Raw genomic sequence first — 26,253 nt, 5'->3', positions numbered from 1 at the left:
TTTGTGAAAGAGGGAAGGTTGAATGCCTACCGTAAACCAGTTGATCCGCAAGCCGCGCACTGCGCCGGTAAAGCGCAATAAAGTCCCTGCTCTGCAGGAAAACCCGCAGAAGCGCGGCGTTTGCACACGCGTCTATACGACGACCCCGAAGAAGCCGAACTCGGCTCTCCGTAAGGTCGCCAAGGTGCGCCTGACCAACGGCTTCGAGGTCATCGGATATATTCCGGGTGAGGGTCACAACCTTCAGGAACACTCCGTCGTGATGATCCGCGGCGGCCGTGTAAAGGATTTGCCCGGCGTTCGTTACCACATCATCCGTGGTGTTCTGGATACGCAGGGCGTCAAGAACCGCAAGCAGCGCCGTTCCAAGTACGGTGCGAAGCGTCCGAAGTAAGTTTTATCCGGTTCCAGGCCTCAACCGCCGGACCGAACAAGCGAAGAGACAGAAGATATGTCCAGACGCCATAGTGCAGAAAAGCGTGAGATCAACCCGGATCCCAAGTTCGGCGATCTCGTTCTGACCAAGTTCATGAATGCCGTCATGCTTCATGGCAAGAAGTCGGTCGCAGAGCGTATCGTTTACGGTGCGCTCGAATCCGTCGAGACGAAGAGCAAGCAGGAGCCGGTGGCCGTGTTCCATCAGGCTCTCGACAACATTGCGCCGCACGTCGAAGTGCGTTCGCGCCGTGTCGGTGGTGCGACCTACCAGGTGCCGGTCGACGTTCGTCCGGAGCGCCGCCAGGCTCTCGCCATCCGCTGGCTGATCAATGCCGCTCGCGGCCGCAACGAGTCGACCATGGTCGACCGTCTGTCCGGCGAACTTCTCGATGCCGCCAACAATCGTGGCTCGGCCGTCAAGAAGCGCGAAGACACGCACCGCATGGCGGAAGCCAACCGCGCATTCTCGCATTACCGCTGGTAATCGTCGAAACCCTATTCTTGAAGGCAGCTTATCATGGCCCGCGAATATAAAATCGAAGACTACCGTAATTTCGGTATCATGGCGCATATCGACGCCGGCAAGACGACGACCACCGAGCGTATCCTTTACTACACCGGCAAGTCGCACAAGATCGGTGAAGTTCATGATGGCGCCGCCACGATGGACTGGATGGAGCAGGAGCAGGAGCGTGGCATCACGATCACTTCGGCTGCTACCACCACCTTCTGGAAGGGTCGTGACGGCAAGATGCGCCGTTTCAACATCATCGACACCCCGGGCCACGTCGACTTCACCATTGAAGTCGAGCGTTCGCTGCGCGTTCTCGACGGTGCAATCGCGCTCCTCGACGCCAATGCCGGTGTCGAGCCGCAGACCGAGACCGTCTGGCGCCAGGCCGAGAAGTATCATGTCCCGCGCATGATCTTCGTCAACAAGATGGACAAGACCGGCGCCGATTTCTATCGCTGCGTCGACATGGTCAAGACCCGTCTCGGTGCGAAGGCGCTCGTCATGCAGCTGCCGATCGGCGCCGAAAGCGATTTCAAGGGCGTCGTCGACCTGATCGACATGAACGCTCTCATCTGGCGCGACGAGTCGCTCGGTGCGCAGTGGGATGTCGTCGAGATCCCTGCCGACCTTAAGGAGAAGGCCGAGGAATATCGCGAGAAGCTGATCGAGACCGCTGTAGAGGTCGAAGAAGAGGCGATGGAAGCTTATCTGGAAGGCAACATGCCCGACAATGACAAGCTGCGCCAGCTGATCCGCGTCGGTACCTGCCGCGTCGATTTCCATCCGGTATTCTGCGGTTCGGCGTTCAAGAACAAGGGCGTTCAGCCCCTGCTCGACGGCGTCGTCGAATATCTGCCTTCGCCGATCGACGTACCGGCGATCAAGGGCATCGACCCGAAGACCGAAACCGAAACGACGCGCAAGTCCTCGGACGAAGAGCCGCTGTCGATGCTGGCATTCAAGATCATGAACGACCCGTTCGTCGGTTCGCTCACCTTCTGCCGCATCTATTCCGGCAAGCTCGCCAAGGGCGTTTCGCTCGACAATACGGTGAAGAACAAGCGTGAGCGCATCGGCCGCATGCTGCAGATGCACTCCAACTCCCGCGAAGACATCGAAGAAGCCTATGCCGGCGACATCGTTGCGCTTGCAGGCCTCAAGGAAACCACGACTGGCGATACGCTTTGCGATCCGCTGAAGCCGGTTATCCTGGAGCGCATGGAGTTCCCCGATCCGGTCATCGAGATCGCGATCGAGCCGAAGACCAAGGCCGACCAGGAAAAGATGGGCATTGCGCTCAATCGCCTCGCTGCCGAGGATCCTTCCTTCCGCGTCAAGTCGGACGAAGAATCCGGCCAGACCATCATCGCCGGCATGGGCGAACTTCACCTCGACATCCTCGTCGACCGCATGCGTCGCGAGTTCAAGGTCGAGGCCAATGTCGGCCAGCCGCAGGTTGCCTACCGTGAATCGATCACCCGCGCCGCGGAAATCGATTACACCCACAAGAAGCAGTCCGGTGGTTCGGGTCAGTTCGCCCGCATCAAGGTTATCTTCGAGCCGCATGAAGGTGATGATTTCATCTTCGAATCGAAGATCGTCGGCGGTGCTGTTCCGAAGGAATACATTCCGGGTGTTCAGAAGGGTATCGAAAGCGTCATGGGTGCGGGTCCGCTCGCAGGCTTCCCAATGCTGGGCGTGAAGGCCACGCTCATCGACGGTGCCTACCACGATGTGGACTCTTCGGTGCTCGCCTTCGAAATCGCAGCTCGCGCTGCATTCCGCGAAGGTGCGCAGAAGGCCGGCGCCCAGCTGCTCGAGCCGATCATGAAGGTCGAGGTCGTGACGCCTGAGGATTATGTCGGTGACGTTATCGGCGATCTGAATTCGCGTCGCGGACAGATTTCCGGCACTGAAGCACGTGGTATCGCCACGGTCGTCAATGCAAACGTGCCGCTGGCCAACATGTTTGGCTACGTGAACACGCTGCGTTCGATGAGCCAGGGTCGTGCACAGTACACGATGCAGTTCGATCACTATGAGCCGGTGCCGACAGCTGTCGCGCAGGAAATTCAGAAGAAGTTTGCGTAGCCAAGGGGTTACGCGGGAAATTTAAGACGCCTGAGCAGGCGAACATGTAACGGAGAGCTCAGATGGCTAAGAGCAAGTTTGAACGTAACAAGCCGCACGTTAACATTGGCACGATTGGTCACGTGGACCATGGCAAGACGTCGTTGACGGCAGCGATTACGAAGTATTTTGGTGAGTTCAAGGCGTATGACCAGATTGACGCTGCGCCTGAGGAAAAGGCTCGCGGCATCACGATCTCGACGGCGCACGTCGAATACGAGACGGAGAACCGCCACTACGCCCACGTCGACTGCCCCGGCCACGCCGATTATGTGAAGAACATGATCACCGGCGCTGCGCAGATGGACGGCGCGATCCTGGTCGTTTCGGCTGCCGACGGCCCGATGCCGCAGACGCGCGAGCACATTCTTCTCGCCCGTCAGGTTGGCGTTCCTGCGATCGTGGTTTTCCTGAACAAGGTCGACCAGGTTGACGATGCCGAGCTTCTGGAACTGGTCGAGCTCGAGGTTCGCGAGCTGCTGTCGAAGTATGATTTCCCGGGCGACGACATTCCGATCATCAAGGGTTCGGCGCTTGCCGCGCTGGAAGATTCCGACAAGACGATCGGCGAAGATGCGGTTCGCGCGCTGATGGCTGAAGTCGACAAGTACATCCCGACGCCGGAGCGTCCGGTCGACCAGCCGTTCCTGATGCCGATCGAAGACGTTTTCTCGATCTCCGGCCGTGGTACGGTTGTGACGGGCCGCGTCGAGCGTGGCATCGTCAAGGTTGGCGAGGAAGTCGAGATCGTCGGCATCCGCCCGACCTCGAAGACGACGGTTACCGGCGTTGAAATGTTCCGCAAGCTGCTCGACCAGGGTCAGGCTGGCGACAACATCGGTGCGCTGCTGCGCGGTGTCGACCGTGAGGGCGTCGAGCGCGGGCAGATCCTGTGCAAGCCGGGTTCGGTCAAGCCGCACACGAAGTTCAAGGCGGAAGCCTACATCCTGACCAAGGACGAGGGTGGCCGTCATACGCCGTTCTTCACCAACTACCGTCCGCAGTTCTACTTCCGCACGACGGACGTGACGGGTGTGGTGACGCTGCCGGAAGGCACGGAAATGGTCATGCCGGGCGACAACATCGCCGTCGACGTGACGCTGATCGTGCCGATCGCCATGGAAGAGAAGCTGCGCTTCGCTATCCGTGAAGGCGGCCGCACCGTCGGTGCCGGCATCGTCTCCTCGATCATTGAATAAGTTAAGGTTTTATGCGGGAGACGCTGATAAAGCGTCTCCGCTAAACAAGGAAAAGATGAAATGAACGGTCAAAACATCCGCATTCGCCTCAAGGCGTTTGATCATCGGATCCTTGACGATTCGACGCGGGAAATCGTGTCGACTGCCAAGCGTACCGGTGCCAATGTGCGCGGACCGATCCCGCTTCCCACGCGGATCGAGAAGTTCACGGTTAACCGCTCGCCGCACATCGACAAGAAGAGCCGCGAGCAGTTCGAGATGCGCACTCACAAGCGTCTTCTCGATATCGTAGACCCAACCCCGCAGACTGTAGACGCGCTGATGAAGCTCGATCTTTCCGCTGGTGTTGATGTCGAGATCAAGCTGTAAGGCTTGAGGACGGAAGGACGAACCGATGCGTTCAGGTGTAATTGCACAGAAACTGGGCATGACTCGCGTCTATAACGACGCTGGCGAGCATGTGCCGGTCACAGTTCTCCGGATGGAGAATTGCCAGGTCGTGGCTCAGCGTACTGTTGAGAAGAATGGCTATACAGCCGTTCAGCTCGGCGTTGGGCTGGCCAAGGTAAAGAATACGACGAAGGGCTTGCGCGGTCATTTCGCGGCGGCTTCTGTCGAGCCAAAGGCGAAGGTCGCGGAGTTCCGCGTCTCGGCTGACAATCTTCTCGATGTCGGCACCGAGATCACCGCCGATCATTATGTTGCCGGCCAGAAGGTCGATGTGACGGGTACTTCGATCGGTAAGGGTTTTGCCGGTTCGATGAAGCGCCACAATTTCGGCGGTCACCGCGCAACGCATGGTAACTCGGTTACCCACCGCGCACACGGTTCGACTGGTCAGCGCCAGGATCCGGGCAAGGTGTTCAAGGGCAAGAAGATGGCTGGTCACATGGGTCAGACCCGCGTGACGACGCAGAACATCGAAGTTGTTTCGACTGATCTGGACCGCGGCCTCATCCTTGTTCGCGGCGCCGTTCCCGGCTCGAAGGGTGCTTGGATCCTCGTACGCGATGCCGTCAAGGTAGCGCTGCCCGAGAACGCTCCGAAGCCCGCAGGCCTTCGCGTATCGAACAATGACGCAAAAGCCGCACCAGCTGTGTCTGATGCAGAAGCAGCGCAGACAACAGAGGGAGCCGAATAATGGATCTCAAGATTACAACCCTTGAAGGCGTTGACGCCGGCAAGCTGAAACTCTCCGAGGAGATTTTCGGGCTCGAGCCGCGCGACGACATCCTTCAGCGCATGGTGCGCTACCAGCTCGCTCGCAAGCAGCAGGGTACGCACAAGGCGAAGGGACGTTCGGAAATCGCACGTACCGGCGCCAAGATGTACAAGCAGAAGGGCACCGGTCGCGCCCGCCATCATTCGGCACGCGCACCGCAGTTCCGCGGCGGCGGCAAGGCCCATGGTCCTGTGGTTCACAGCCATGAGCATTCGCTGCCGAAGAAGGTCCGCGCCCTCGCACTTCGCCATGCCCTTTCGGCAAAGGTAAAGGCCTCCGACCTGATCATCGTCGACGATCTGGCAGCGGCCGAAGGCAAGACGAAGATCCTTGTTTCGCAGTTCGCCAAGCTCGGACTGGAAAATGCGCTCCTGATCGGCGGTGCCGAGATCGATGCGAATTTCCGCCGTGCGGCTTCGAACATCCCGAACATCGATGTTCTGCCGATCCAGGGCATCAATGTTTATGACATCCTGCGCCGTGGCAAGCTCGTGCTTTCCAAGGCTGCAGTCGAAGCTCTCGAGGAGCGTTTCAAATGACTGATCTTCGCCACTATGACGTGATCGTCAGCCCGGTCATCACCGAGAAGTCGACCCTGGTTTCCGAAAACAACCAGGTCGTTTTCAACGTGGCCCGCAAGGCAACGAAGCCGGAAATCAAAGCCGCAGTTGAAGCGCTGTTCCGCGTGAAGGTGACTGCAGTCAATACTGCTGTGCGCAAAGGCAAGGTGAAGCGGTTCCGCGGCATCGTCGGGCGCCAGAGTGATGTCAAGAAAGCAATCGTGACGCTTGCCGAAGGGCAGTCGATCGATGTTTCGACTGGTCTCTGAGGGGCCGTGGAGTAAAGACAATGGCACTCAAACATTATAACCCAACCACGCCAAGCCAGCGCCAGCTGGTGATCGTGGACCGTTCGGAGCTCTACAAGGGCAAGCCCGTAAAGTCGCTGACCGAAGGTCTGTCGTCCAAGGGCGGCCGCAACAACACGGGTCGCGTCACCGTACGCTTCCAGGGTGGCGGTCACAAGCGCACCTATCGCTTCGTCGATTTCAAGCGCCGCAAGCATGATGTTGCTGCAAAGGTGGAACGCCTTGAATACGATCCGAACCGGACCGCATTCATTGCGCTCATCCGTTACGAAGACGGCGAGCTGAGCTACATCCTGGCTCCGCAGCGCCTCGCCGTGGGCGACAGCGTCATCGCCGGCGCACAGACGGACGTCAAGCCGGGCAATGCGATGCCGCTTTCGGCAATGCCGGTCGGCACCATCATCCACAATGTGGAGATGAAGCCGGGCAAGGGCGGTCAGATCGCCCGTTCCGCCGGTACCTATGCCCAGCTCGTCGGCCGCGACCAGGGAATGGCGATCCTTCGCCTGAACTCGGGCGAGCAGCGTCTTGTTCATGGTTCTTGCTTTGCGACCGTAGGTGCAGTATCGAACCCGGATCACGGCAATATCAATCTCGGTAAGGCCGGTCGCAGCCGTTGGCTCGGCAAGCGTCCGCACAACCGCGGTGTTACCATGAACCCTGTCGATCACCCCCATGGTGGTGGTGAAGGCCGGACATCTGGTGGTCGTCATCCTGTCACGCCGTGGGGCAAGCCCACCAAGGGCAAGAAGACGCGCTCCAACAAGGCTACGGACAAGTTCATCGCTCGTTCGCGCCATCAGCGCAAGAAGTAAGAGAGGTAGTCTGAAATGGCTCGTTCAGTTTGGAAAGGCCCGTTCATCGATGGCTATCTTCTCAAGAAGGCTGAGAAGGTACGCGAGGGCGGACGCAGTGAGGTCATCAAGATCTGGAGCCGCCGCTCCACGATCCTGCCGCAGTTCGTCGGCCTGACCTTCGGCGTTTATAACGGCAACAAGCATGTCCCGGTGTCGGTCAATGAAGAAATGATCGGTCACAAGTTTGGTGAATTCGCTCCGACGCGGACCTATTACGGTCACGGCGCGGACAAGAAAGCGAAGAGGAAATAAAGATGGGCAAGGCTAAGGCTCCGCGCCAGCTTAAGGACAACGAGGCGAAAGCCGTTGCCCGCACGCTCCGCATCAGCCCTCAGAAGCTCAATCTGGTGGCTGCTCTCATCCGTGGCAAGAAGGTGAACGCCGCTCTTGCCGATCTGGAATTTTCGCGCAAGCGGATCGCAGGCACGGTGAAAAAGACGCTCGAATCAGCTATCGCCAACGCAGAAAACAACCATGACCTGGATGTTGATGCTCTGGTTGTTGCTGAAGCCTATGTAGGCAAGTCAATCGTGATGAAGCGCTTCCACGTACGTGGCCGCGGCCGGGCGAGCCGGATCGAGAAGCCATTCTCGCATCTGACGATCGTCGTTCGCGAGGCAGTGGAAAAAGGGGAGGCCGCATAATGGGCCAGAAGATTAATCCGGTTGGTTTCCGCCTCGGCATCAACCGCACCTGGGATTCGCGTTGGTATGCGAATACGGGCGAATACGGCAAGCTGCTGCATGAAGACCTCAAGATCCGCAAGTATCTGGTCGAGGAACTGAAGCAGGCTGCCATTTCGAAGGTCGTGATCGAGCGTCCGCACAAGAAGTGCCGCGTTACGATCCATGCGGCCCGTCCGGGCCTGATCATCGGCAAGAAGGGCGCCGATATCGAGAAGCTGCGTCGCAAGCTGTCGGAAATGACCAATGCGGACACAACGCTCAATATCGTCGAAGTCCGCAAGCCGGAGACCGATGCAACGCTGGTCGCTCAGTCGATCGCCCAGCAGCTCGAGCGCCGCGTCGCTTTCCGTCGCGCCATGAAGCGCGCCGTTCAGTCGGCGATGCGTCTTGGAGCCGAAGGCATCCGCATCAACTGCTCGGGCCGTCTCGGCGGCGCGGAAATCGCTCGTATGGAATGGTATCGCGAAGGCCGCGTGCCGCTGCATACGCTTCGTGCGGATATTGATTACGGAACTGCTGAAGCACATACCGCCTATGGCATCTGCGGCGTCAAGGTCTGGGTATTCAAGGGCGAGATCCTTGAACACGACCCGATGGCCTCCGAACGCCGCGCGGTTGAAGGCGACAGCAATCAGGGTTCGAACCGTCGCCGCGAAAACGCTTAAAATAGCGTCTTTCCGGATCGAGAATTTTGGAGTAGAGAACAATGCTGCAGCCTAAGCGCACAAAGTTCCGCAAGCAGTTCAAGGGCCGTATCCACGGCGCGTCGAAAGGCGGCACGGATCTTAATTTTGGTGCTTTCGGCCTGAAGGCCCTTGAACCGAACCGCGTAACCGCGCGTGAGATCGAGGCCGCTCGCCGTGCAATTACCCGTCACATGAAGCGTGCCGGTCGTGTGTGGATCCGGATTTTCCCGGATGTGCCGGTAACATCGAAGCCTACCGAAGTCCGCATGGGTAAGGGTAAGGGTTCGGTGGATTATTGGGCATCGCGGGTCGCACCGGGCCGCGTCATGTTCGAGCTCGACGGCGTGTCGGAAGAAATCGCTCGTGAGGCTCTTCGCCTCGGAGCGGCAAAGCTTTCGGTAAAGACGCGCTTTATTCAGCGCATCGCAGAATAAGGGTGGATGCTATGAAATCCGCAGAAGTCCGGGCCATGAGCCTCGATCAGTTGAATGAAGAATTGGGTTCGTTGAAGAAAGAGCAGTTCAACCTGCGCTTCCAGAAGGCGACCGGCCAATTGGAAAAAACCGCTCGCGTTCGGCAGATCCGCCGCGATATCGCGCGCATCAAGACGATCGCCCGCCAGAAAGCGGTCGAGAGCAAGGCTTAAGGAAGAAAACCATGCCTAAACGCATTCTGCAGGGCGTTGTCGTCAGCGACAAGAACGACAAGACCATTGTGGTCAAGGTCGAGCGGCGCTATTCGCATCCGCTCCTCCAGAAGACTGTGCGCCAGTCCAAGAAGTACAAGGCGCATGATGAAAGCAACCAGTTCAAGGTTGGCGATACGGTTTCCATTCAGGAATCCAAGCCGATTTCGAAAGACAAGCGTTGGGTAGTCGTAACGGACGCCCCGGCCAGTTAAATATCTGTATGTAAGTACGCAACAATCGCGAGGGGCAAGGAAAGCCCAGTCCGGTTGAACAAGAAGAAGGCGGCTAGTCATGATTCAGATGCAAACAAACCTCGACGTCGCGGATAATTCCGGCGCCCGTCGTGTCATGTGCATCAAGGTGCTGGGCGGCTCGAAGCGGAAATATGCTTCGGTCGGCGACATTATTGTCGTTTCGATCAAGGAAGCAATTCCGCGCGGCCGCGTTAAGAAGGGTGATGTGATGAAGGCTGTGGTTGTTCGCACGGCCAAGGACATCCGTCGCGCCGATGGTAGCGTTATCCGTTTCGATAAGAACGCTGCTGTTTTGATCGACAACAAGAAAGAGCCTATCGGCACACGTATCTTCGGACCGGTTCCGCGCGAATTGCGCGCCAAGAGCCACATGAAGATCATCTCGCTGGCTCCAGAAGTTTTGTAAGGAGCAGACGATGCAGAAGATCCGTAAAGGCGACCGCGTTGTCGTTCTGGCTGGTAAGGACAAGGGCCGCACCGGCGAAGTAATCAAGGTTTTGCCGAAGGACGGGCAGGCGCTCGTTCGCGGCGTCAATGTTGTCAAGCGTCACCAGAAGCAGACACAGAACCAGGAAGCAGGCATCATCTCGAAAGAGGCGCCGCTCCATCTGTCGAACATCGCTATTGCCGACAAGGATGGCAAGCCGACCCGTGTTGGCTTCAAGGTCCTCGAAGATGGCAAGAAGGTACGTGTAGCAAAGCGTTCTGGAGATCTGATCGATGGCTGATGCAAAGATCGAACCACGCTTGAAGAAGCAGTACCAGGAAGTGGTGCGTAAGGCTCTTCTCGAGCAGTTCAAATATGAAAACGAGATGCAGATCCCGCGCATCACCAAGGTCGTCCTGAACATGGGCGTCGGCGAGGCGACGGCAGATTCGAAGAAGCCGACAGTGGCTGCTGAAGATCTGGCATTGATTGCCGGCCAGAAGCCGGTTATTACGCGTGCCCGTAAGTCTATCGCGACTTTCAAGGTTCGCGAGCACATGCCGATCGGCACGAAGGTCACCCTTCGCAAGGAACGCATGTATGAATTCCTGGATCGCCTCATCACGATCGCGCTGCCGCGCGTTCGCGACTTCCGCGGTCTGAACCCGAAGAGCTTTGATGGTCGCGGCAATTATGCGATGGGCATCAAGGAACACATTGTGTTTCCGGAAATCAACTACGACAAGGTTGATCAGATCTGGGGCATGGACATCATCGTTTGTACGACTGCAAAGACGGATGATGAAGCACGCGCTCTCCTGCGCGCCTTCAACTTCCCGTTCCGCCAGTAACGGCAAGCGTAGCGAGGTATTTGAAATGGCAAAGACGAGCGCAGTCGAAAAGAACAAGCGCCGCGGGCTTCTGGTAAAGCGTTTCGCTGCAAAGCGCGCACGCCTGAAGGCTATCGTGATGAACCAGTCGCTTCCTCTGGATGAGCGCTTCCGCGCCACCATCCAGCTGGCAGAGCTGCCACGCAATTCCACGAAGGTTCGCATTCGCAATCGTTGCGAAGTGTCGGGCCGTCCGCGCGGTTACTACCGCAAGATCAAAATGTCGCGTATCGCATTGCGCCAGCTGGGTTCGCTCGGCCAGGTGCCCGGCGTCGTGAAGTCGAGCTGGTAAGGGAGAAGAGCGATGTCTATGACAGATCCTCTCGGCGATATGCTGACACGCATCCGTAACGCAATCATGCGCAAGAAGGGCAAGGTTTCGACCCCTGCCTCCAAGCTGCGCGCCCGCGTTCTGGATGTTCTTCAGGCTGAAGGTTATATCCGCGGATACAGCCAGGTGGATTTCGAGAACGGCAAGTCCGAGCTTGAAATCGAGCTGAAGTATTTTGAGAACGTACCGGTAATTCGCGAGATTACCCGTATTTCGAAGCCCGGTCGCCGCGTTTACGTGTCGGTCAAGTCGATCCCGCAGGTTGCCAATGGCCTTGGTATTTCGATCCTCTCCACGCCGAAGGGCGTCATGGCGGATCACGAGGCGCGTGAGCAGAATGTTGGTGGAGAGCTGCTCTGCCGCATATTCTAATGCGCGGGCTTAACAGGAAGAAACGGACAGGTTGAAAAATGTCTCGTATCGGTAAAAAACCCGTGGCCGTCCCGCAAGGCGTCACCGCCAGCGTGGAAGGTCAGACCATCAAGGCCAAGGGCCCGAAGGGTGAACTCACCTTCGTCGCCAATGACGATGTGGTGGTCAAGTTCGAGGATGGCGCCATCAGCGTCAATCCGCGTGACAACACCAAGGTCGCCCGTTCCAAGTGGGGCATGAGCCGCACCATGGTCGTCAACATCTTCACCGGTGTGAAGGACGGCTTCGAAAAGCGTCTCGAGATCAATGGCGTTGGTTATCGTGCGGCCATGCAGGGCAAGAACCTGCAGCTGTCGCTCGGCTTCAGCCATGAAGTGATCTACGAAGTGCCAGCCGGCATCACTGTTGCGGTTCCAAAGCCGACGGAAATCGTCGTGACCGGGATCGACAAGCAGCAGGTCGGCCAGGTCGCTGCCGAGATCCGCGAATATCGTGGTCCGGAACCCTACAAGGGCAAGGGCGTGAAATATGCGGGCGAGAAGATCGTTCGCAAAGAAGGTAAGAAGAAGTAAGGAATTCGTGTCATGGCATCGCCGAAAGAAATCATTCAGCGTCGCGCATCGCGTGTTCGCCGCCAGATCAAGGCGGTTGCCGGTGACCGTCCGCGGCTCAGCGTCCACCGTTCTTCGAAGAATATCTACGCGCAGATCATCGATGATGCGCGTGGACACACAATTGCATCTGCATCCACGCTCGAAGCCGACCTCAAGGGCAAGCTGAAGACCGGTGCGGATTCCGATGCAGCAGCGCTCATTGGCAAGCTCGTAGCCGAGCGCGCCGTGAAGGCCGGAGTCAAGGAAGTCATCTTCGATCGTGGTGCCTATATTTACCACGGCCGTGTGAAGGCGCTTGCCGAGGCCGCCCGCGAAGCTGGCCTCAGCTTCTAGCGTTGTAACGGAAGCCCGGACAATAGCCGGGCTTCGCTATCATTCGTGCTACCGGAAAAGAAAAAGGAATTAGGAGCATGGCACAGGAAAAGAGAAGCCGCGAAGATCGCGGCCGCAACGAAGAGCGCGACAGCGAATTCGTTGACAAGCTCGTACACATCAACCGCGTCGCCAAGGTCGTCAAGGGCGGTCGGCGTTTCGGTTTTGCTGCTCTCGTCGTCGTTGGCGATCAGAAGGGCCGCGTCGGTTTCGGGCATGGCAAGGCGCGCGAAGTGCCGGAAGCCATCCGCAAGGCAACTGAATCTGCCAAGCGCGAGATGATTTTCGTTCCGCTGCGTTCGGGCCGTACGCTTCATCACGATGTCGAAGGCCGTCATGGCGCCGGCAAGGTTCTGCTTCGCGCGGCAACTGCCGGTACGGGTATCATCGCCGGTGGCCCGATGCGCGCCGTTTTCGAGACGCTCGGCGTCCAGGACGTCGTTGCAAAGTCGCTCGGCTCGTCGAACCCGTACAACATGGTTCGCGCCACGTTCGATGCGCTCAAGCACCAGATGCACCCCAAGGACATCGCTGCCCAGCGCGGTATCAAGTATTCGACACTGCAGGCTCGCCGCCGCGACGTGGTCGGTTCGGAAGAATAGGCCAGATTGTGGCGCAGTAGGGCAGGGACCATGGTCCCGCCAACTGTAGACTAAAGGACAAAAGTCATGGTTGAGAAGAAGAAGGGTAAGACGCTGACCGTCGAACAGATCGGCAGCCCTATCCGCCGTCCGGCAGAACAGCGTGCAACGCTGGTTGGCCTGGGCCTCAATAAAATGCATCGCCGCAGCACGCTTGAAGATACGCCTTCGGTCCGCGGTATGATTGCCAAGGTTCAACATCTCGTCCGCGTTGTGGACGAGGCTTGAGACCGGAGACAGAAAAATGAAACTCAATGATCTGAGTGAAAATCCAGGCGCAACCAAGGCGCGCAAGCGCGTCGGTCGCGGTATCGGTTCCGGTTCGGGCAAGACTGCCGGCCGTGGCGTGAAGGGTCAGAAGTCGCGTTCGGGCGTTGCCATCAACGGTTTCGAAGGCGGCCAGATGCCGCTTTACCGCCGCCTGCCGAAGCGCGGTTTCACCAACATCTTCGCCAAGAACTTCAACACGGTTTCGGTTGGCCGCATTCAGGCTGCCATCGATGCCAAGAAGCTCGACCCGAAGGCTGCGGTGACCATCGAGACGCTCAAGGCTGCCGGCGTCATCCGCCGCGCCAAGGACGGCGTTCGCCTCCTGTCGGACGGCGAGATCAAGACTGCCGTGACGTTCGAGGTTTCGGGCGCATCCAAGGCCGCGATCGAGAAGATCGAAAAGGCCGGCGGCAGCGTCAAACTGCCTGAAGCACCAGCTGCTGCAGAATAATTACGCCAGTTCAGGCGGCGATCTTCATGATCGCCGCTTGTACCTTTTTGCAAAGGCACATATCTGGATAGGACCGTCGATTCCCGCTATCGGGCCAAGGACGGAGCTCCTTGGAGCCCAGACCGGAGACAATAATGGCCTCAGCCGCTGAACAGCTCGCGTCAAATCTCAATTTCTCTGCCTTTTCCAAAGCCAGTGAGCTCAAGAAGCGTATCTGGTTTACGCTCGGCGCATTGCTGGTTTACCGGCTCGGCACCTATATCCCCCTGCCAGGCATCAATCTGAACGCCTTCGCCCAAGCCTTCAACAACCAGGCCCAGGGCATTCTCGGCATGTTCAACATGTTCGCCGGTGGCGCGGTCGAGCGCATGGCGATTTTCGCTCTCGGCATCATGCCGTATATTTCCGCTTCGATCATCGTGCAGCTGATGACTTCGGTCATTCCGGCGCTCGAGCAGTTGAAGAAGGATGGCGAGCAGGGCCGCAAGGTCATCAATCAATATACGCGCTACGGAACCGTGCTTCTGGCGACGGTGCAGGCCTATGCCATCGCGGTCGGTCTGCAGGGCAGCCAGGGCATCGTCACCGATCCGGGCCCATTCTTCCTCTTCTCGACGGTCATCACGCTCGTCGGCGGCACCATGTTCCTGATGTGGCTCGGTGAGCAGATCACCGCGCGCGGCATCGGCAACGGTATCTCGCTGATCATCTTTTCGGGCATCGTCGCCAACCTGCCGCAGGCGATTTCGGGCACGCTCGAACTCGGCCGCACCGGCGCGCTGTCGACGGCGATCATCCTCGCCATCATCGTCCTGACCGTTCTCGTCATCGGCATCATCGTATTCGTCGAGCGTGCCCAGCGCCGGCTGCTGATCCAGTATCCGAAGCGCCAGGTCGGCAACCGCATGTTCCAGGGCGATACTTCGCACCTGCCGCTGAAGCTCAATACGGCCGGCGTCATTCCGCCGATCTTCGCGTCGTCGCTGCTGCTGCTGCCGGCAACCATTGCCGGGTTCGCGCAGACGACAGAAATGCCGGCATGGGCGACGACGATCCTGTCTTCGCTCGGCCATGGCCAGCCTGCCTACATGCTGTTCTACGCCGCGATGATCGTGTTCTTTGCCTTCTTCTACACGGCCCTCGTCTTCAATCCGAAGGATACGGCCGACCAGCTGAAGAAACATTCAGGCTTCATCCCCGGCATCCGTCCCGGCGAGCGTACCGCGGAGTATATCGACTACGTTCTTACCCGCATCACGGTTCTCGGCGCGATCTATCTCGTGGTCATCTGCATGCTGCCCGAGTTCCTGATTTCCTGGGCCGGCGTTCCCTTCTATCTCGGCGGCACTTCGTTGCTGATCGTGGTGAGCGTCACGCTCGATACCGTCGCGCAGATCCAGGGCCACCTGATTGCGCATCAATATGAAGGACTGATCAAGAAGTCGAAGCTCCGTGGGGGGAAACGCAACAGATGAGATTAATACTTCTCGGACCACCGGGGGCAGGTAAGGGAACTCAGTCTCAGCGCTTGGTAGAAAAGTTAGGCATACCGCAACTCTCGACTGGGGACATGTTGCGAGAAGCGGTGAGTGCAGGCTCGGAAGTCGGCCGCAAGGCCAAGGCCGTCATGGATGCGGGCAACCTCGTCTCGGACGACATCGTCAATGCGATCGTCTCGGAGCGCATCGACCAGCCGGATGCGGCCAATGGCTTCATTCTCGACGGCTATCCGCGCACGCTGGTGCAGGCCGATGCCGTCGAGCGCATGCTGGCGGACAAGGGCCTCAAGCTCGATTGCGTCGTCGAACTCGAAGTGGATGACAATGTCCTCGTCGAGCGGATTTCCGGCCGCTACACCTGCGCCAAATGCGGCACGGGCTATCACGACACCAACAAGAAGCCCAAGGTGGCAGGTGTCTGCGACAAATGCGGCTCGACCGAATTCAAGCGGCGTCCCGACGACAATGCCGAGACCGTGCGGACCAGGCTGGAAGCCTATTACAAGCAGACTTCGCCATTGATCGGCTACTACTACGCCAAGGGCAAGCTGCGCAAAGTCGATGGCATGGCGGACTTCGAAGAGGTCACCGCCGCAATCGAAAAAGTTCTGTCGGATCTATAGTCTGACAAAAATCTATCGGAGGAGTTGACTTTTCAAGCCGATTCCTTCAAGTACGGCGCAAATTCGCTTGAATATGAAGCGGTCGGCGCCGATCCGGTAAAGCAGGTTCGGGGCTGATCGTTTGTGTTTGTCCCGAATAGTATTTTTCATCCCGTCATCTGGCCGCCATTGGTCGTCCAGCTCTGCCGGTCAACAAGGAGAACAGACGTGGCTCGTATCGCTGGCGTCAACATCCCGACGAACAAGCGCGTTGTCATCGCGCTTCAGTACATTCACGGGATTGGTCAAAAGTTTGCGCAGGAAATCGTCGACAAGGTCGGCATTCCTGCAGAGCGTCGTGTTAATCAGTTGACCGACGCTGAAGTGCTGCAGATCCGCGAAGCAATCGACCGCGACTACCAGGTCGAGGGTGATCTGCGTCGCGAAGTATCGATGAACATCAAGCGCCTGATGGATCTGGGTTGCTATCGCGGCCTGCGCCATCGCCGTTCGCTTCCGGTCCGCGGCCAGCGCACGCATACCAATGCGCGCACCCGCAAGGGACCTGCCAAGGCAATCGCCGGCAAGAAGAAGTAATCATATTCCGGCGCAGTTCGCTGCGCCGGTTCTGCTTTCGCAGAGACCGGTGCCGGTTTCGCACCTTAAATGAAACCAGGTGGAGCCTCTGGAAATACGGAGGCGTCGAGATCAATTGAAAGGACTACCATGGCCAAGGAAGCCACGCGCGTTCGCCGCCGCGAACGGAAAAACATTTCGTCGGGCGTTGCCCACGTCAATTCGACATTCAACAATACGATGATCACCATCACGGATGCGCAGGGCAATGCGATTGCCTGGTCGTCCGCAGGTGCCCAGGGTTTCAAGGGCTCGCGCAAGTCGACCCCGTTCGCCGCCCAGATGGCTGCAGAAGATTGCGCCAAGAAGGCGCAGGAACATGGCATGCGTTCGCTGGAAGTTGAAGTTTGCGGACCCGGCTCCGGCCGTGAGTCGGCACTGCGCGCCCTTCAGGCGGCCGGCTTCACCATCACTTCGATCCGTGACGTGACGCCAATTCCGCACAATGGCTGCCGCCCGCGCAAGCGTCGCCGCGTATAGTCTTTTTTGCTGCAGAATAATCGCATGAGCCTTTATGGGCTCCTCTGCGGTTTCCACGCCTCAATGCCACGATTGGATGGTGGTACAGGCAAGGATAAGGGAAAATTAGATGATCCAGAAGAACTGGCAGGAATTGATCAAGCCGAACAAGGTCGAGTTTCAGACCTCCGGCTCGAAGACCAAGGCAACGGTCGTCGCCGAACCGCTGGAACGCGGCTATGGCTTGACGCTGGGCAATGCCCTTCGCCGCGTGCTGTTGTCTTCGCTGCGCGGCGCTGCCGTGACGGCTGTTCAGATCGATGGCGTTCTGCATGAATTCTCGTCGATTCCGGGTGTTCGCGAAGATGTCACCGACATCGTACTGAACATCAAGGAAATCGCGATCCGCATGGAGAGCGACGGTCCGAAGCGCATGGTCGTCCGCAAGGAAGGCCCGGGCGTCGTAACGGCCGGCGATATCCAGACTGTTGGCGATGTCGAGATACTCAATCCGGACCACGTGATCTGCACGCTGGACGAGGGCGCTGAAATCCGCATGGAATTCACCGTCAACACCGGCAAGGGCTACGTCCCGGCTGATCGCAACCGCGCCGAAGATGCGCCGATCGGTCTGATCCCGGTCGACAGCCTCTATTCGCCGGTCCGCAAGGTGTCTTACAAGATCGAGAATACCCGCGAGGGCCAGGTTCTCGATTATGACAAGCTGATCCTCTCGATCGAGACCGACGGGTCGATCACGGGCGAAGACGCCGTTGCCTATGCGGCACGCATCCTTCAGGACCAGCTGGCGATCTTCGTCAATTTCGACGAGCCGCAGAAGGAAGTTCAGCAGGAACAGGTTACCGAACTTGCGTTCAATCCTGCCTTGCTCAAGAAGGTCGACGAACTCGAGCTTTCGGTTCGTTCTGCGAACTGCCTGAAGAATGACAACATCGTCTACATCGGCGATCTCATTCAAAAGACTGAAGCGGAAATGCTCCGCACGCCGAATTTTGGTCGTAAGTCGCTGAACGAAATCAAGGAAGTTCTGGCTTCCATGGGGCTCCATCTTGGTATGGAAGTGCCCGCATGGCCGCCGGAGAACATCGAAGATCTCGCCAAGCGTTACGAAGACCAATATTAAGAACAACCGGGTTAGAAACCCGATAACAATCCGGGCAATGAGCCCGAAAGAATTGAAGGAGAAGGCTCATGCGCCACGGTAATTCAGGCCGCAAGCTTAACCGGACTGCCAGCCATCGCAAGGCGATGTTTGCCAATATGGCTGCATCGCTGATCGAGCATGAGCAGATCGTGACAACGCTGCCCAAGGCCAAGGAAATTCGTCCAATCGTTGAAAAGCTGGTCACGCTCGGCAAGCGCGGCGACCTGCATGCTCGTCGCCAGGCCATTTCGGCCATCCGCGACGTCAAGCTGGTTGCCAAGCTGTTCGACACGCTGGCGCCCCGCTATGGCCAGCGCAATGGCGGCTACATCCGCATCATGAAGGCAGGCTTCCGCACCGGTGACAATGCACCGCTGGCAGTTGTCGAATTCGTCGATCGCGATGTGAATGCCAAGGGAGCCGGTGATCTGGCTCGCGTCGAGGCAGAACGCGCAAGCGAAGCCGAAGCCGCTTGATCGGCAGTTGATATGTTTGGAAGAGGGGGCTTTTCAGCCCCCTTTTTCTTTGCGCCCATGCAAGGCGCACCTCGCACGGCCGGGTTCCAGGTCCGACGTCAGCGCCCGGCAAAGGCCAGCTTGATGCCGAGCGCCACGAAAGCCGCCGCGAATGAGCGGCGCATCCAGGCGAGAATACGAGGGCGCGACACCACCCGCTCGCGCACCGCTGCGGCAAACAATCCATAGATCGCGAATACGACGAAGGTCATGATCATGAAGATCGACCCGAGCTCCAGCATGCGGCGCAACGGGTCCTCTTCGGTTGGCATGATGAATTGCGGCAGGAAGGCGAGGAAGAAGATCGACAGCTTCGGATTGAGAATATTGATGAGGAAGGCGGTCGTCGCAGTCCTGAGGTGCGAGGTGCCTCCCGACGATTGCCCGTCAATGTTCAGCACCCCGTCTTCGCGCAATGTGTTCCAGGCCATATAGATCAGATAGGCGACGCCGAGGATCTTGAGCGCATTGAAGGCGGTGGCGCTTGCGTGCATCACCGCCGCGAGGCCGCCAATGGCGGCGGCGAGGTGCGGAACAATGCCGATTGTGCAGCCGAATGCGGCGGCAATGCCGGCGCGTGCCCCGCGCGCGAGGCCCGTGGCCAAAGTATAGACGACGCCAGTGCCCGGCGAGACGACGATGATGAACGAGGTGATGAGATATTCCGGTTCCATGCTCTGCTCCAGTTTGGATCGTGCATGAAATGAACCGGAAACCCCGCCGCCCGTCTTGAACCGGATTGCAGCTCAGCCCCGAATTCTCGCATAATCGCCCGGCGAGATGCCGTATTTGCGGATGAAGACCCGCGTCATATGGCTCTGGTCGGCAAATCCGCTCGCCGCGGCGGCATCCGCTAGGCTGTTGCCGCCAAGGATGAGGCGTCGTGCGAGATCCGCGCGGCGCTGCATGAGATAGGCATGGGGCGTCAGGCCGAGCGCCGCCGCAAATCCCCTCAGCAACTGAAACCGGCTGAGACCGGCGACAGATGCGAGCTCCGCCAGGGTGAACGAGGCGGCGGGATCGTCGTCGATCATGGCTTGCGCCATGCTGACCGGCGGTGGGACCGCGCGGGCGGCGGTTCGCCGTTCCATGGCTGCCGGCAGCAATTCCGCCAGCAGTTCATCGCGCAGCAGCGGCATCGCCGATGTCGTTGGCGTTGCCATGGCGAGGAACAGCCGGTGGAACAGCGCCGGGTAGCGATCGCCGTCGAACACCGGACGGATGAATTCCGCCGAGCGAACCTCGTCGTCGATCTGCCCGGCGAGGATTTCCATGACGAATGACGGATCGAGATAGATCATGCGCCAGCAGCGGCCCCGGTCGTCGATCGGCGCGCCATCATGGACCTCGCCGGGATTGACGGTGATGATCTGGCCGGCGCCGGCTTCGACCATGCCGCGGCCGCTGAACGAGCGTTGCGCGCCCTGATAAATGAGGCCGACGCCATATTGCTCATGGGAATGGCGTGGAAAGACATGGTTGCTCCGGGCTTCGACCAGATGAATTCGGCGGTCGGCAGCCGGGTGCATCTTGAATTCGGATTTTCGCTTCAACGTCTTTCCCCTCCGACCTAGTATAACATTGTCGTCGGCCGCGGAAATGGCCGCCATGCCGCAAATTTGCTGCGTTTGACGGCTGGTATTGCTGGCGATAATCACCACATTGGATCAAGCAGATAAGTGATTCACCGGATGGAGTTGGATATGAGATTGATGATGGCTGCATCGGCGCGTGCGCTACTGGTTTGCACATCTATCCTCGCCGGCGTCCTGGCTGGCGCGGCGGTGCCGGCCTTCGGCCAGACGGCGCCCGCCGAGAAGGAACTGCCGCAGACGCGCACCGAATTGCAGCTGTCCTTTGCGCCTCTTGTCAAGCAGACCGCCGGCGCCGTGGTCAATGTCTATGCGGCCCAGGCCGTTCAGAGCACGTCGCCCTTTGCAGGCGATCCGTTTTTCGAGCAGTTCTTCGGCCGGCGGTTCAACGGGCCGCCGCGCGTGCAGTCTTCGCTCGGTTCCGGCGTCATCGCCGACAGTTCCGGCATCATCGTCACCAATAATCATGTTATCCGCGATGCGGATACGGTGAAGGTCGCGCTCTCGGATGGGCGCGAATTCGAGTCCAAGGTGGTTTTGAAGGATGAATCGACCGATCTCGCCATCCTGAAGATCGAGGCGGGCGAGCCTTTGCCGTTCGTCAAGCTCGCCGATTCGGACAAGGTCGAAGTCGGCGACCTGGTGCTTGCCATCGGCAACCCGTTCGGCGTCGGGCAAACCGTGACGAGCGGCATTGTCTCGGCGCAGGCGCGCACGCGCGTCGGCGTGTCGGATTTCGATTTCTTCATCCAGACGGATGCTGCCATCAATCCGGGCAATTCCGGCGGCGCGCTCGTCGACATGAATGGCGAACTCATCGGCATCAACACCGCCATCTATTCCCGGTCCGGCGGTTCTATCGGCATCGGCTTTGCGATCCCCGCCAATATGGTCCGCGCCGTGGTCGAGACGGCAAAGGGCGGCGCCGACACGTTCCAGCGGCCCTATATCGGCGCGTCGTTCCAGAGCGTGACGCCGGATGTGGCGGAAAGCCTCGGCATGAAGCAGCCCTATGGCGCACTGGTAACGTCGGTGACGAAGGATGGCCCGGCGGCGAAGAGCGGTTTGCAGGTCGGCGATGTCGTGTTGAACATCGACGGCGTGCGTGTCGATAATCCCGATACGCTGGGCTACAGGATGACGACGGCCGGTATCGGCAAGACTGTCACTTTCGACGTTCTGTCGCGGTCCAAGCAGAAATCGCTGCCGGTGACGCTGCAGAAGCCGGATCCGGATTCGCCGGACAACCAGTTGATGATACAGGGCAAGAACCCGCTTTCCGGTGCTCTCGTGGTGAAACTTTCGGCCGCAAGCGCCCGCCGCCTCGGCCTGCCGGACGATACCGAGGGTGTGGCAGTGGAGAAGATCTATCCGGAATCGCCCGCCGCGCGGATCGGCCTTCGTCCGGGCGATATCGTGCGCGGCGTCAACGGCGCCAAGATCGCCAGTATCAGCGATCTCAGCACGGCCATGTCGGACAGCCCGATATTGTGGCGGTTCGAGTTCGAACGCGGCGGCACCGTCATTCGGCAGATAATCCGCTAAGATGGCCGATCTGTTTTCCGCCAGTGACGATCCGACCGCCGACGGGAACCGCCCTTTGGCGGACCGGCTGCGTCCGCGATCGTTGAAGGAGGTCACCGGGCAGGATCATCTGACCGGGCCGGAAGGTGTGCTGACCCGCATGATCGACTCCGGCTCGCTCGGCTCCATGATCTTCTGGGGCCCCCCGGGTACGGGCAAGACCACGGTCGCGCGCCTGCTGGCGAACGAGACCAATCTGGCCTTCGAACAGATTTCCGCGATCTTTTCCGGTGTCGCCGACCTGAAAAAGGTCTTCGAGATGGCGCGCTCGCGTCGCATGTCCGGGCGGCAGACCCTGCTTTTCGTCGACGAGATCCACCGTTTCAATCGGGCCCAGCAGGATTCCTTTCTTCCCGTGATGGAGGATGGAACGATCATCCTCGTCGGCGCGACCACAGAAAACCCCTCATTCGAACTCAACGCCGCCCTCCTGTCGCGGGCGCGCGTGCTTGTGTTTCATCCGCATGATGCGCAGAGCCTCGTCGCCTTGCTCGAGCGGGCCGAGCAGCATGAAGGCAAGGCATTGCCGCTCGACGAGGAAGCGCGCGCCAGTCTCGTTCGCATGGCCGATGGCGATGGCCGCGCCATCCTGACGCTGGCCGAGGAGGTTTGGCGGGCGGCACGCCGCGACGAGATATTCGATGCGCGGCAGTTGCAGGAAGTCGTGCAGCGGCGCGCGCCAGTCTATGACAAGAGCCAGGACGGCCACTACAATCTCATATCGGCGCTGCACAAGGCCGTTCGCGGCTCCGATCCCGATGCTGCGCTCTATTATCTCTGCCGCATGTTCGACGCGGGCGAAGACCCGCTTTATCTCGGACGGCGGCTGGTGCGCATGGCCAGCGAGGACATTGGCCTTGCCGATCCGCAGGCGCTGGTGATCTGCAACGCTGCCAAGGATGCCTATGATTATCTCGGCTCGCCCGAAGGCGAGCTGGCGCTGGCGGAGGCATGCGTCTATCTCGCGACCGCACCGAAATCCAATGCGGTCTATACCGCCTACAAGGCCGCGATGCAGGCTGCGAAGCAGCATGGTTCGCTCGTGCCGCCGAAGCACATTCTCAATGCGCCGACCAAATTGATGAAAGGCGAGGGCTATGGTCAGGGCTACGCCTATGATCATGACGAGCCCGACGCCTTTTCGGGGCAGGACTATTTCCCCGAAGCGCTGGGCCGGCAGACCTTCTATGAGCCGCCGGACCGCGGCTTCGAGCGGGAGATACGCAAGCGCCTCGATTATTGGAACAAGCTCCGGCAGGAACGCAACCGATAGAGCTTCAGGCGCGGCGTCATGCGGCATTTCAATACTTTACCTTGGCGCGAACACGTTTTATGAGTCCGCGCGCTGGAACGGTCCAGCGCAGGTAACACCACCCGCAATCGTTGGCGGGACTGGATAGGAGCAGATCATGTCTCAAGCAGTTGCAAAAACTGTCTCATTGCAATTCCCCGATGGCTCGAAGCGCGAATACGACGCTGCCATGACCGGCGCGGAACTTGCCGAATCGATCTCGAAATCGCTGGCCAAGAAAGCTGTCGCCTATGTGGTCGATGGCACCGTGCGCGACCTTTCGGACCCGCTCGGCGCGTCCGGCGCGGTCGAGATCTTGACCCGCGAGGACCCGCGCGCGCTGGAACTGATCCGGCATGATTGCGCCCACGTCCTGGCGGAGGCCGTGCAGGAGCTGTTTCCCGGCACGCAGGTGACGATCGGGCCGGTCATCGAGAACGGTTTCTATTATGATTTCGCCCGCAACGAGCCGTTCACGCTCGACGATCTGGCGCTGATCGAAAAGAAGATGCGCGAAATCATCGCCCGCAACAAACCCTTCACCAAGGAAATCTGGTCGCGCGAGAAGGCACGCAAGGTTTTCGCCGAGAAGGGCGAGGTCTACAAGGTCGAGCTGGTCGATGCGATCCCCGAAGGGCAGGACCTGAAGATCTACGCGCAGGGCGACTGGTACGACCTGTGCCGCGGCCCGCATATGGCTTCGACGGGCCAGATCGGCAATTCCTTCAAGCTGATGAAGGTTGCCGGCGCCTATTGGCGCGGTGACAGCAACAATCCGATGCTGAGCCGCATCTATGGCACCGCCTTTGCCAATGATAACGACCTGAAGGCCTATCTCCATATGCTGGAGGAGGCCGAGAAGCGCGATCACCGGCGGCTCGGCCGCGAGATGGACCTGTTCCATTTCCAGGAAGAGGGCCCCGGGGTCGTGTTCTGGCATGCCAAGGGCTGGCGGATGTTCCAGAACCTGGTGAGCTATATGCGCCGCCGCCTGGATGGCCACGGCTATAGCGAAGTCAATGCGCCTCAGGTGCTGGACAAGTCGCTCTGGGAGACGTCGGGCCATTGGAGCTGGTACCGGGACAACATGTTCAAGGTCACGGTGGCGGGCGACGATACGGATGACGACCGCGTATTCGCGCTGAAGCCGATGAATTGCCCGGGCCATGTGCAGATTTTCAAGCACGGCCTCAAATCCTACCGCGACCTGCCGGTACGGCTCGCCGAGTTCGGCAATGTCCATCGCTACGAGCCTTCGGGCGCGCTGCATGGGCTGATGCGCGTTCGCGGCTTCACGCAGGACGATGCCCACGTATTCTGCACCGACGAGCAGATGACGGCGGAGTGCCTGCGGATCAACGATCTGATCCTCTCGGTCTATCGCGATTTCGGCTTCGAAGAAGTCACGATCAAGCTTTCCACGCGGCCGGAAAAGCGCGTCGGGTCGGACGAGCTCTGGGACCGCGCCGAAAGCGTCATGATGGGCGTGCTGGACCAGATCCAGCGCCAGTCGAACGACATCAAGACCGGCATATTGCCGGGCGAGGGCGCGTTCTACGGCCCGAAGTTCGAATATACGCTGAAGGACGCCATCGGCCGCGAGTGGCAATGCGGAACGACGCAGGTGGATTTCAACCTGCCGGAGCGTTTCGGCGCGTTCTACATCGATTCCACCTCGGAGAAGAAGCAGCCGGTGATGATCCATCGCGCCATCTGCGGCTCGATGGAGCGGTTCCTCGGCATCCTCATCGAGAACTTCTCGGGCCACATGCCGCTCTGGTTCGCGCCGGTGCAGGTCGTCGTCGCCACCATAACGACCGAGGCGGACGATTATGGCCGTCAGGTCGCGAAGCGGTTGAAGGCTGCCGGCCTGCAGGTGATCACCGATTTCCGCAACGAGAAGATCAACTACAAGGTGCGCGAGCATTCATTGCAGAAGGTCCCGGTCATTCTCGTCTGCGGCATGCGCGAGGCCGAGGAGCAGTCGGTGAACATTCGCCGGCTGGGCTCGCAGGCCCAGACGTCGCTGTCGCTCGACGAAGCCATCCGGCAACTGGTTGCCGAAGCGACCCCCCCGGATCTTGCCCGCATCGCGGCAGGTATGGACGAATAGGCGGTTTCATCAAACTGTCATGCGGATGCGCGAAAATCGCGCATCCAATCTGCCGGGGATCATCGTGCAATTCTCAGAACTCTCCTATGCCAACGAGACGCAGCATCGGTTGACGCAGTGGTTCATCCGCTCGATCGAAACCATCTCCGGGCGCAATCATTTCGTCGAACTATACGAGATCTGGCGCAGGGAGATCGTGCCCGCCGGCCGCAACGTGTTCCGCGACATGCTCGAGCTGATCGATATCCGGCTCGAAGGCCCGGACCAGTGGCCGCCTGCAGATCTGCCGCGCGATCCCATCGTGATGATCGCAAACCATCCTTTCGGCATTGGCGACGGCATTGCGGCGCTGGCTCTTGCGGAACAGCTCGGCCGCCCGTTCCGCGTGCTGATCCACAATGACCTCTTGCGCGTTCCGGAAATCCGCCCCTACGCCTTGCCGATCTGTTTCGACGAGACGAAGGAAGCGCTGGCAATGAATATGGCCACCCGCCACGAGGCGGCCCGCCTGCTGAAGGAGGGCGTAACCATCGTCATCTTCCCCGCGGGCGGCGTGGCGACGGCAAGGAAGGGTTTCGGCAAGGCGCAGGACCTGCCGTGGAAGATGTTTCCGGCAAAGCTCATCCGCCAGGCGCAGGCCTCGGTCATCCCGGTCTATTTCCACGGGCAGAATGGCTGGCTGTTCCATCTCGTGAGCAAGTTTTCCATGACATTGCGCCTGTCGCTGCTCATCCGTGAATTCCGCCGGCTCTCGGGCAAGGCGATCAGGGTGCAGATCGGCGAAATATTGCCCTGGGACCAGCTTGAGAAAATCCGCGACCGGCAGGCCTTGCTCCAGCATCTTCACGATGCGGTATTCGCGCTCGGCTCCAGGCGCTGACGGCCTG

General features: G+C 59.4%; 37 protein-coding genes. 35 read left to right on the top strand and 2 right to left on the bottom strand.

Going from position 1 to position 26,253, the window contains the following annotated elements; translation table 11 throughout:
* Positions 1 to 22 precede the first annotated feature (22 nt).
* From rpsL to rplQ, 31 genes are all read left to right on the top strand, one after another.
* Positions 23 to 394: a 30S ribosomal protein S12 gene (gene rpsL, locus M8997_RS06375; RefSeq protein ID WP_008121760.1), complete on the top strand. Its 372-nt coding sequence runs from the start codon at positions 23 to 25 to the stop codon at positions 392 to 394.
* A 57-nt stretch (positions 395 to 451) separates the two neighbouring features.
* Positions 452 to 922 carry a 30S ribosomal protein S7 gene (gene rpsG / locus M8997_RS06370; RefSeq protein ID WP_250020288.1) on the top strand — a complete coding sequence of 157 codons (471 nt, stop codon included), beginning with the start codon at positions 452 to 454 and terminating at the stop codon, positions 920 to 922.
* Positions 923 to 955: 33 nt separating this feature from the next.
* The gene (gene fusA, locus M8997_RS06365) at positions 956 to 3,043 is read left to right on the top strand and encodes an elongation factor G (protein WP_250020289.1); all 2,088 of its coding nucleotides are present in this window, start codon (positions 956 to 958) and stop codon (positions 3,041 to 3,043) included.
* A 62-nt stretch (positions 3,044 to 3,105) separates the two neighbouring features.
* A complete protein-coding gene (gene tuf, locus M8997_RS06360; protein WP_252597184.1) occupies positions 3,106 to 4,281 on the top strand; it encodes an elongation factor Tu in 1,176 nt (391 codons plus the stop codon).
* 60 nt (positions 4,282 to 4,341) lie between these two features.
* The gene (gene rpsJ, locus M8997_RS06355; RefSeq protein ID WP_008124902.1) at positions 4,342 to 4,650 is read left to right on the top strand and encodes a 30S ribosomal protein S10; all 309 of its coding nucleotides are present in this window, start codon (positions 4,342 to 4,344) and stop codon (positions 4,648 to 4,650) included.
* Positions 4,651 to 4,675: 25 nt separating this feature from the next.
* Positions 4,676 to 5,422 carry a 50S ribosomal protein L3 gene (gene rplC, locus M8997_RS06350; protein WP_250018574.1) on the top strand — a complete coding sequence of 249 codons (747 nt, stop codon included), beginning with the start codon at positions 4,676 to 4,678 and terminating at the stop codon, positions 5,420 to 5,422.
* Positions 5,422 to 6,042 (top strand): 50S ribosomal protein L4, encoded by a 621-nt coding sequence (rplD, locus tag M8997_RS06345; protein ID WP_250018575.1) that lies wholly within the window; start codon positions 5,422 to 5,424, stop codon positions 6,040 to 6,042. The genes rplC and rplD overlap by 1 nt, the downstream gene beginning before the upstream one ends.
* Positions 6,039 to 6,332 (top strand): 50S ribosomal protein L23, encoded by a 294-nt coding sequence (locus M8997_RS06340; RefSeq protein WP_250018576.1) that lies wholly within the window; start codon positions 6,039 to 6,041, stop codon positions 6,330 to 6,332. The genes rplD and M8997_RS06340 overlap by 4 nt, the downstream gene beginning before the upstream one ends.
* A gap of 20 nt (positions 6,333 to 6,352) precedes the next feature.
* The gene (gene rplB / locus M8997_RS06335) at positions 6,353 to 7,186 is read left to right on the top strand and encodes a 50S ribosomal protein L2 (protein WP_250018577.1); all 834 of its coding nucleotides are present in this window, start codon (positions 6,353 to 6,355) and stop codon (positions 7,184 to 7,186) included.
* Between the two features lie 15 nt (positions 7,187 to 7,201).
* Entirely contained in the window at positions 7,202 to 7,480 is a 279-nt protein-coding gene (gene rpsS, locus M8997_RS06330) for a 30S ribosomal protein S19 (RefSeq protein WP_008124912.1), read from the top strand.
* Between the two features lie 2 nt (positions 7,481 to 7,482).
* Positions 7,483 to 7,872 (top strand): 50S ribosomal protein L22, encoded by a 390-nt coding sequence (gene rplV, locus M8997_RS06325; RefSeq protein WP_250018578.1) that lies wholly within the window; start codon positions 7,483 to 7,485, stop codon positions 7,870 to 7,872.
* Complete coding sequence (rpsC, locus tag M8997_RS06320) at positions 7,872 to 8,579, top strand: 30S ribosomal protein S3 (protein ID WP_250018579.1); 708 nt, start codon at positions 7,872 to 7,874, stop codon at positions 8,577 to 8,579. The genes rplV and rpsC overlap by 1 nt, the downstream gene beginning before the upstream one ends.
* A 41-nt stretch (positions 8,580 to 8,620) precedes the next feature.
* Positions 8,621 to 9,034, top strand: a complete 414-nt coding sequence (rplP, locus tag M8997_RS06315) for a 50S ribosomal protein L16 (protein WP_099999160.1) — start codon at positions 8,621 to 8,623, stop codon at positions 9,032 to 9,034.
* 11 nt (positions 9,035 to 9,045) lie between these two features.
* Positions 9,046 to 9,246: a 50S ribosomal protein L29 gene (gene rpmC, locus M8997_RS06310; protein ID WP_250018763.1), complete on the top strand. Its 201-nt coding sequence runs from the start codon at positions 9,046 to 9,048 to the stop codon at positions 9,244 to 9,246.
* Between the two features lie 11 nt (positions 9,247 to 9,257).
* Entirely contained in the window at positions 9,258 to 9,500 is a 243-nt protein-coding gene (gene rpsQ, locus M8997_RS06305) for a 30S ribosomal protein S17 (protein ID WP_250018580.1), read from the top strand.
* Positions 9,501 to 9,579: 79 nt separating this feature from the next.
* Positions 9,580 to 9,948, top strand: coding sequence for a 50S ribosomal protein L14 (gene rplN, locus M8997_RS06300; RefSeq protein WP_008124924.1), 369 nt, complete (start codon positions 9,580 to 9,582; stop codon positions 9,946 to 9,948).
* Positions 9,949 to 9,958: 10 nt separating this feature from the next.
* Positions 9,959 to 10,270, top strand: a complete 312-nt coding sequence (gene rplX, locus M8997_RS06295; RefSeq protein ID WP_250018581.1) for a 50S ribosomal protein L24 — start codon at positions 9,959 to 9,961, stop codon at positions 10,268 to 10,270.
* Positions 10,263 to 10,820, top strand: a complete 558-nt coding sequence (gene rplE, locus M8997_RS06290; RefSeq protein WP_250018582.1) for a 50S ribosomal protein L5 — start codon at positions 10,263 to 10,265, stop codon at positions 10,818 to 10,820. The genes rplX and rplE overlap by 8 nt, the downstream gene beginning before the upstream one ends.
* 25 nt (positions 10,821 to 10,845) lie before the next feature.
* The gene (gene rpsN / locus M8997_RS06285) at positions 10,846 to 11,151 is read left to right on the top strand and encodes a 30S ribosomal protein S14 (protein ID WP_099999155.1); all 306 of its coding nucleotides are present in this window, start codon (positions 10,846 to 10,848) and stop codon (positions 11,149 to 11,151) included.
* Positions 11,152 to 11,163: 12 nt separating this feature from the next.
* A complete protein-coding gene (gene rpsH / locus M8997_RS06280; RefSeq protein WP_250018583.1) occupies positions 11,164 to 11,562 on the top strand; it encodes a 30S ribosomal protein S8 in 399 nt (132 codons plus the stop codon).
* 38 nt (positions 11,563 to 11,600) lie between these two features.
* Positions 11,601 to 12,134 (top strand): 50S ribosomal protein L6, encoded by a 534-nt coding sequence (gene rplF, locus M8997_RS06275; RefSeq protein ID WP_250018584.1) that lies wholly within the window; start codon positions 11,601 to 11,603, stop codon positions 12,132 to 12,134.
* A 12-nt stretch (positions 12,135 to 12,146) separates the two neighbouring features.
* Positions 12,147 to 12,509 (top strand): 50S ribosomal protein L18, encoded by a 363-nt coding sequence (rplR, locus tag M8997_RS06270; RefSeq protein ID WP_250018585.1) that lies wholly within the window; start codon positions 12,147 to 12,149, stop codon positions 12,507 to 12,509.
* Positions 12,510 to 12,586: 77 nt separating this feature from the next.
* Entirely contained in the window at positions 12,587 to 13,150 is a 564-nt protein-coding gene (gene rpsE, locus M8997_RS06265) for a 30S ribosomal protein S5 (protein ID WP_091922984.1), read from the top strand.
* 66 nt (positions 13,151 to 13,216) lie between these two features.
* Complete coding sequence (gene rpmD / locus M8997_RS06260; RefSeq protein WP_250018586.1) at positions 13,217 to 13,417, top strand: 50S ribosomal protein L30; 201 nt, start codon at positions 13,217 to 13,219, stop codon at positions 13,415 to 13,417.
* 16 nt (positions 13,418 to 13,433) lie between these two features.
* Positions 13,434 to 13,910 (top strand): 50S ribosomal protein L15, encoded by a 477-nt coding sequence (gene rplO / locus M8997_RS06255; protein WP_250018587.1) that lies wholly within the window; start codon positions 13,434 to 13,436, stop codon positions 13,908 to 13,910.
* Between the two features lie 134 nt (positions 13,911 to 14,044).
* A complete protein-coding gene (gene secY, locus M8997_RS06250; protein ID WP_250018588.1) occupies positions 14,045 to 15,385 on the top strand; it encodes a preprotein translocase subunit SecY in 1,341 nt (446 codons plus the stop codon).
* Positions 15,382 to 16,032, top strand: a complete 651-nt coding sequence (locus M8997_RS06245) for an adenylate kinase (protein WP_250018589.1) — start codon at positions 15,382 to 15,384, stop codon at positions 16,030 to 16,032. The genes secY and M8997_RS06245 overlap by 4 nt, the downstream gene beginning before the upstream one ends.
* A 207-nt stretch (positions 16,033 to 16,239) precedes the next feature.
* Positions 16,240 to 16,608, top strand: a complete 369-nt coding sequence (gene rpsM, locus M8997_RS06240) for a 30S ribosomal protein S13 (RefSeq protein ID WP_250018590.1) — start codon at positions 16,240 to 16,242, stop codon at positions 16,606 to 16,608.
* A gap of 129 nt (positions 16,609 to 16,737) precedes the next feature.
* On the top strand, positions 16,738 to 17,127 hold the full coding sequence (gene rpsK, locus M8997_RS06235; RefSeq protein WP_008124952.1) for a 30S ribosomal protein S11: 390 nt from the start codon (positions 16,738 to 16,740) through the stop codon (positions 17,125 to 17,127).
* A gap of 109 nt (positions 17,128 to 17,236) precedes the next feature.
* A complete protein-coding gene (locus tag M8997_RS06230; RefSeq protein ID WP_250018591.1) occupies positions 17,237 to 18,250 on the top strand; it encodes a DNA-directed RNA polymerase subunit alpha in 1,014 nt (337 codons plus the stop codon).
* 68 nt (positions 18,251 to 18,318) lie between these two features.
* A complete protein-coding gene (rplQ, locus tag M8997_RS06225; RefSeq protein ID WP_250018592.1) occupies positions 18,319 to 18,747 on the top strand; it encodes a 50S ribosomal protein L17 in 429 nt (142 codons plus the stop codon).
* A 98-nt stretch (positions 18,748 to 18,845) separates the two neighbouring features.
* Here the strand turns inward: rplQ and M8997_RS06220 are convergent, their stop codons facing one another.
* Together M8997_RS06220 and M8997_RS06215 are read right to left on the bottom strand one after the other, a co-directional pair.
* The gene (locus tag M8997_RS06220; protein WP_250018593.1) at positions 18,846 to 19,460 is read right to left on the bottom strand and encodes a LysE family translocator; all 615 of its coding nucleotides are present in this window, start codon (positions 19,458 to 19,460) and stop codon (positions 18,846 to 18,848) included.
* Between the two features lie 72 nt (positions 19,461 to 19,532).
* Entirely contained in the window at positions 19,533 to 20,315 is a 783-nt protein-coding gene (locus M8997_RS06215) for an AraC family transcriptional regulator (RefSeq protein ID WP_250018764.1), read from the bottom strand.
* Between the two features lie 183 nt (positions 20,316 to 20,498).
* Here M8997_RS06215 and M8997_RS06210 point away from each other — a divergent pair, with 183 nt between their 5' ends.
* The 4 genes from M8997_RS06210 to M8997_RS06195 all read left to right on the top strand — a co-directional run bounded on the left by M8997_RS06210 (position 20,499) and on the right by M8997_RS06195 (position 26,246).
* The gene (locus M8997_RS06210) at positions 20,499 to 21,923 is read left to right on the top strand and encodes a DegQ family serine endoprotease (RefSeq protein WP_371929511.1); all 1,425 of its coding nucleotides are present in this window, start codon (positions 20,499 to 20,501) and stop codon (positions 21,921 to 21,923) included.
* A 1-nt stretch (position 21,924) separates the two neighbouring features.
* Entirely contained in the window at positions 21,925 to 23,235 is a 1,311-nt protein-coding gene (locus M8997_RS06205; RefSeq protein ID WP_250018595.1) for a replication-associated recombination protein A, read from the top strand.
* A gap of 136 nt (positions 23,236 to 23,371) precedes the next feature.
* Positions 23,372 to 25,366 (top strand): threonine--tRNA ligase, encoded by a 1,995-nt coding sequence (gene thrS / locus M8997_RS06200; protein WP_250018596.1) that lies wholly within the window; start codon positions 23,372 to 23,374, stop codon positions 25,364 to 25,366.
* 19 nt (positions 25,367 to 25,385) lie between these two features.
* Positions 25,386 to 26,246, top strand: coding sequence for a lysophospholipid acyltransferase family protein (locus M8997_RS06195; protein ID WP_252597183.1), 861 nt, complete (start codon positions 25,386 to 25,388; stop codon positions 26,244 to 26,246).
* Positions 26,247 to 26,253: the final 7 nt, after the last annotated feature.

Source organism: Phyllobacterium sp. 21LDTY02-6 (assembly GCF_023554255.2).
GTDB lineage: Bacteria > Pseudomonadota > Alphaproteobacteria > Rhizobiales > Rhizobiaceae > Phyllobacterium.
This window is presented reverse-complemented; position numbering and strand designations above follow the sequence as displayed.

Coding starts and splice junctions, on each gene's coding strand:
- rpsL (WP_008121760.1), top strand. CDS start 23: ATGCCTACCGTAAACCAGTTGATCCGCAAGCCGCGCACTGCGCCGGTA.
- rpsG (WP_250020288.1), top strand. CDS start 452: ATGTCCAGACGCCATAGTGCAGAAAAGCGTGAGATCAACCCGGATCCC.
- fusA (WP_250020289.1), top strand. CDS start 956: ATGGCCCGCGAATATAAAATCGAAGACTACCGTAATTTCGGTATCATG.
- tuf (WP_252597184.1), top strand. CDS start 3,106: ATGGCTAAGAGCAAGTTTGAACGTAACAAGCCGCACGTTAACATTGGC.
- rpsJ (WP_008124902.1), top strand. CDS start 4,342: ATGAACGGTCAAAACATCCGCATTCGCCTCAAGGCGTTTGATCATCGG.
- rplC (WP_250018574.1), top strand. CDS start 4,676: ATGCGTTCAGGTGTAATTGCACAGAAACTGGGCATGACTCGCGTCTAT.
- rplD (WP_250018575.1), top strand. CDS start 5,422: ATGGATCTCAAGATTACAACCCTTGAAGGCGTTGACGCCGGCAAGCTG.
- M8997_RS06340 (WP_250018576.1), top strand. CDS start 6,039: ATGACTGATCTTCGCCACTATGACGTGATCGTCAGCCCGGTCATCACC.
- rplB (WP_250018577.1), top strand. CDS start 6,353: ATGGCACTCAAACATTATAACCCAACCACGCCAAGCCAGCGCCAGCTG.
- rpsS (WP_008124912.1), top strand. CDS start 7,202: ATGGCTCGTTCAGTTTGGAAAGGCCCGTTCATCGATGGCTATCTTCTC.
- rplV (WP_250018578.1), top strand. CDS start 7,483: ATGGGCAAGGCTAAGGCTCCGCGCCAGCTTAAGGACAACGAGGCGAAA.
- rpsC (WP_250018579.1), top strand. CDS start 7,872: ATGGGCCAGAAGATTAATCCGGTTGGTTTCCGCCTCGGCATCAACCGC.
- rplP (WP_099999160.1), top strand. CDS start 8,621: ATGCTGCAGCCTAAGCGCACAAAGTTCCGCAAGCAGTTCAAGGGCCGT.
- rpmC (WP_250018763.1), top strand. CDS start 9,046: ATGAAATCCGCAGAAGTCCGGGCCATGAGCCTCGATCAGTTGAATGAA.
- rpsQ (WP_250018580.1), top strand. CDS start 9,258: ATGCCTAAACGCATTCTGCAGGGCGTTGTCGTCAGCGACAAGAACGAC.
- rplN (WP_008124924.1), top strand. CDS start 9,580: ATGATTCAGATGCAAACAAACCTCGACGTCGCGGATAATTCCGGCGCC.
- rplX (WP_250018581.1), top strand. CDS start 9,959: ATGCAGAAGATCCGTAAAGGCGACCGCGTTGTCGTTCTGGCTGGTAAG.
- rplE (WP_250018582.1), top strand. CDS start 10,263: ATGGCTGATGCAAAGATCGAACCACGCTTGAAGAAGCAGTACCAGGAA.
- rpsN (WP_099999155.1), top strand. CDS start 10,846: ATGGCAAAGACGAGCGCAGTCGAAAAGAACAAGCGCCGCGGGCTTCTG.
- rpsH (WP_250018583.1), top strand. CDS start 11,164: ATGTCTATGACAGATCCTCTCGGCGATATGCTGACACGCATCCGTAAC.
- rplF (WP_250018584.1), top strand. CDS start 11,601: ATGTCTCGTATCGGTAAAAAACCCGTGGCCGTCCCGCAAGGCGTCACC.
- rplR (WP_250018585.1), top strand. CDS start 12,147: ATGGCATCGCCGAAAGAAATCATTCAGCGTCGCGCATCGCGTGTTCGC.
- rpsE (WP_091922984.1), top strand. CDS start 12,587: ATGGCACAGGAAAAGAGAAGCCGCGAAGATCGCGGCCGCAACGAAGAG.
- rpmD (WP_250018586.1), top strand. CDS start 13,217: ATGGTTGAGAAGAAGAAGGGTAAGACGCTGACCGTCGAACAGATCGGC.
- rplO (WP_250018587.1), top strand. CDS start 13,434: ATGAAACTCAATGATCTGAGTGAAAATCCAGGCGCAACCAAGGCGCGC.
- secY (WP_250018588.1), top strand. CDS start 14,045: ATGGCCTCAGCCGCTGAACAGCTCGCGTCAAATCTCAATTTCTCTGCC.
- M8997_RS06245 (WP_250018589.1), top strand. CDS start 15,382: ATGAGATTAATACTTCTCGGACCACCGGGGGCAGGTAAGGGAACTCAG.
- rpsK (WP_008124952.1), top strand. CDS start 16,738: ATGGCCAAGGAAGCCACGCGCGTTCGCCGCCGCGAACGGAAAAACATT.
- M8997_RS06230 (WP_250018591.1), top strand. CDS start 17,237: ATGATCCAGAAGAACTGGCAGGAATTGATCAAGCCGAACAAGGTCGAG.
- rplQ (WP_250018592.1), top strand. CDS start 18,319: ATGCGCCACGGTAATTCAGGCCGCAAGCTTAACCGGACTGCCAGCCAT.
- M8997_RS06220 (WP_250018593.1), bottom strand. CDS start 19,460: ATGGAACCGGAATATCTCATCACCTCGTTCATCATCGTCGTCTCGCCG.
- M8997_RS06215 (WP_250018764.1), bottom strand. CDS start 20,315: ATGCACCCGGCTGCCGACCGCCGAATTCATCTGGTCGAAGCCCGGAGC.
- M8997_RS06210 (WP_371929511.1), top strand. CDS start 20,499: ATGATGGCTGCATCGGCGCGTGCGCTACTGGTTTGCACATCTATCCTC.
- M8997_RS06205 (WP_250018595.1), top strand. CDS start 21,925: ATGGCCGATCTGTTTTCCGCCAGTGACGATCCGACCGCCGACGGGAAC.
- thrS (WP_250018596.1), top strand. CDS start 23,372: ATGTCTCAAGCAGTTGCAAAAACTGTCTCATTGCAATTCCCCGATGGC.
- M8997_RS06195 (WP_252597183.1), top strand. CDS start 25,386: ATGCGGATGCGCGAAAATCGCGCATCCAATCTGCCGGGGATCATCGTG.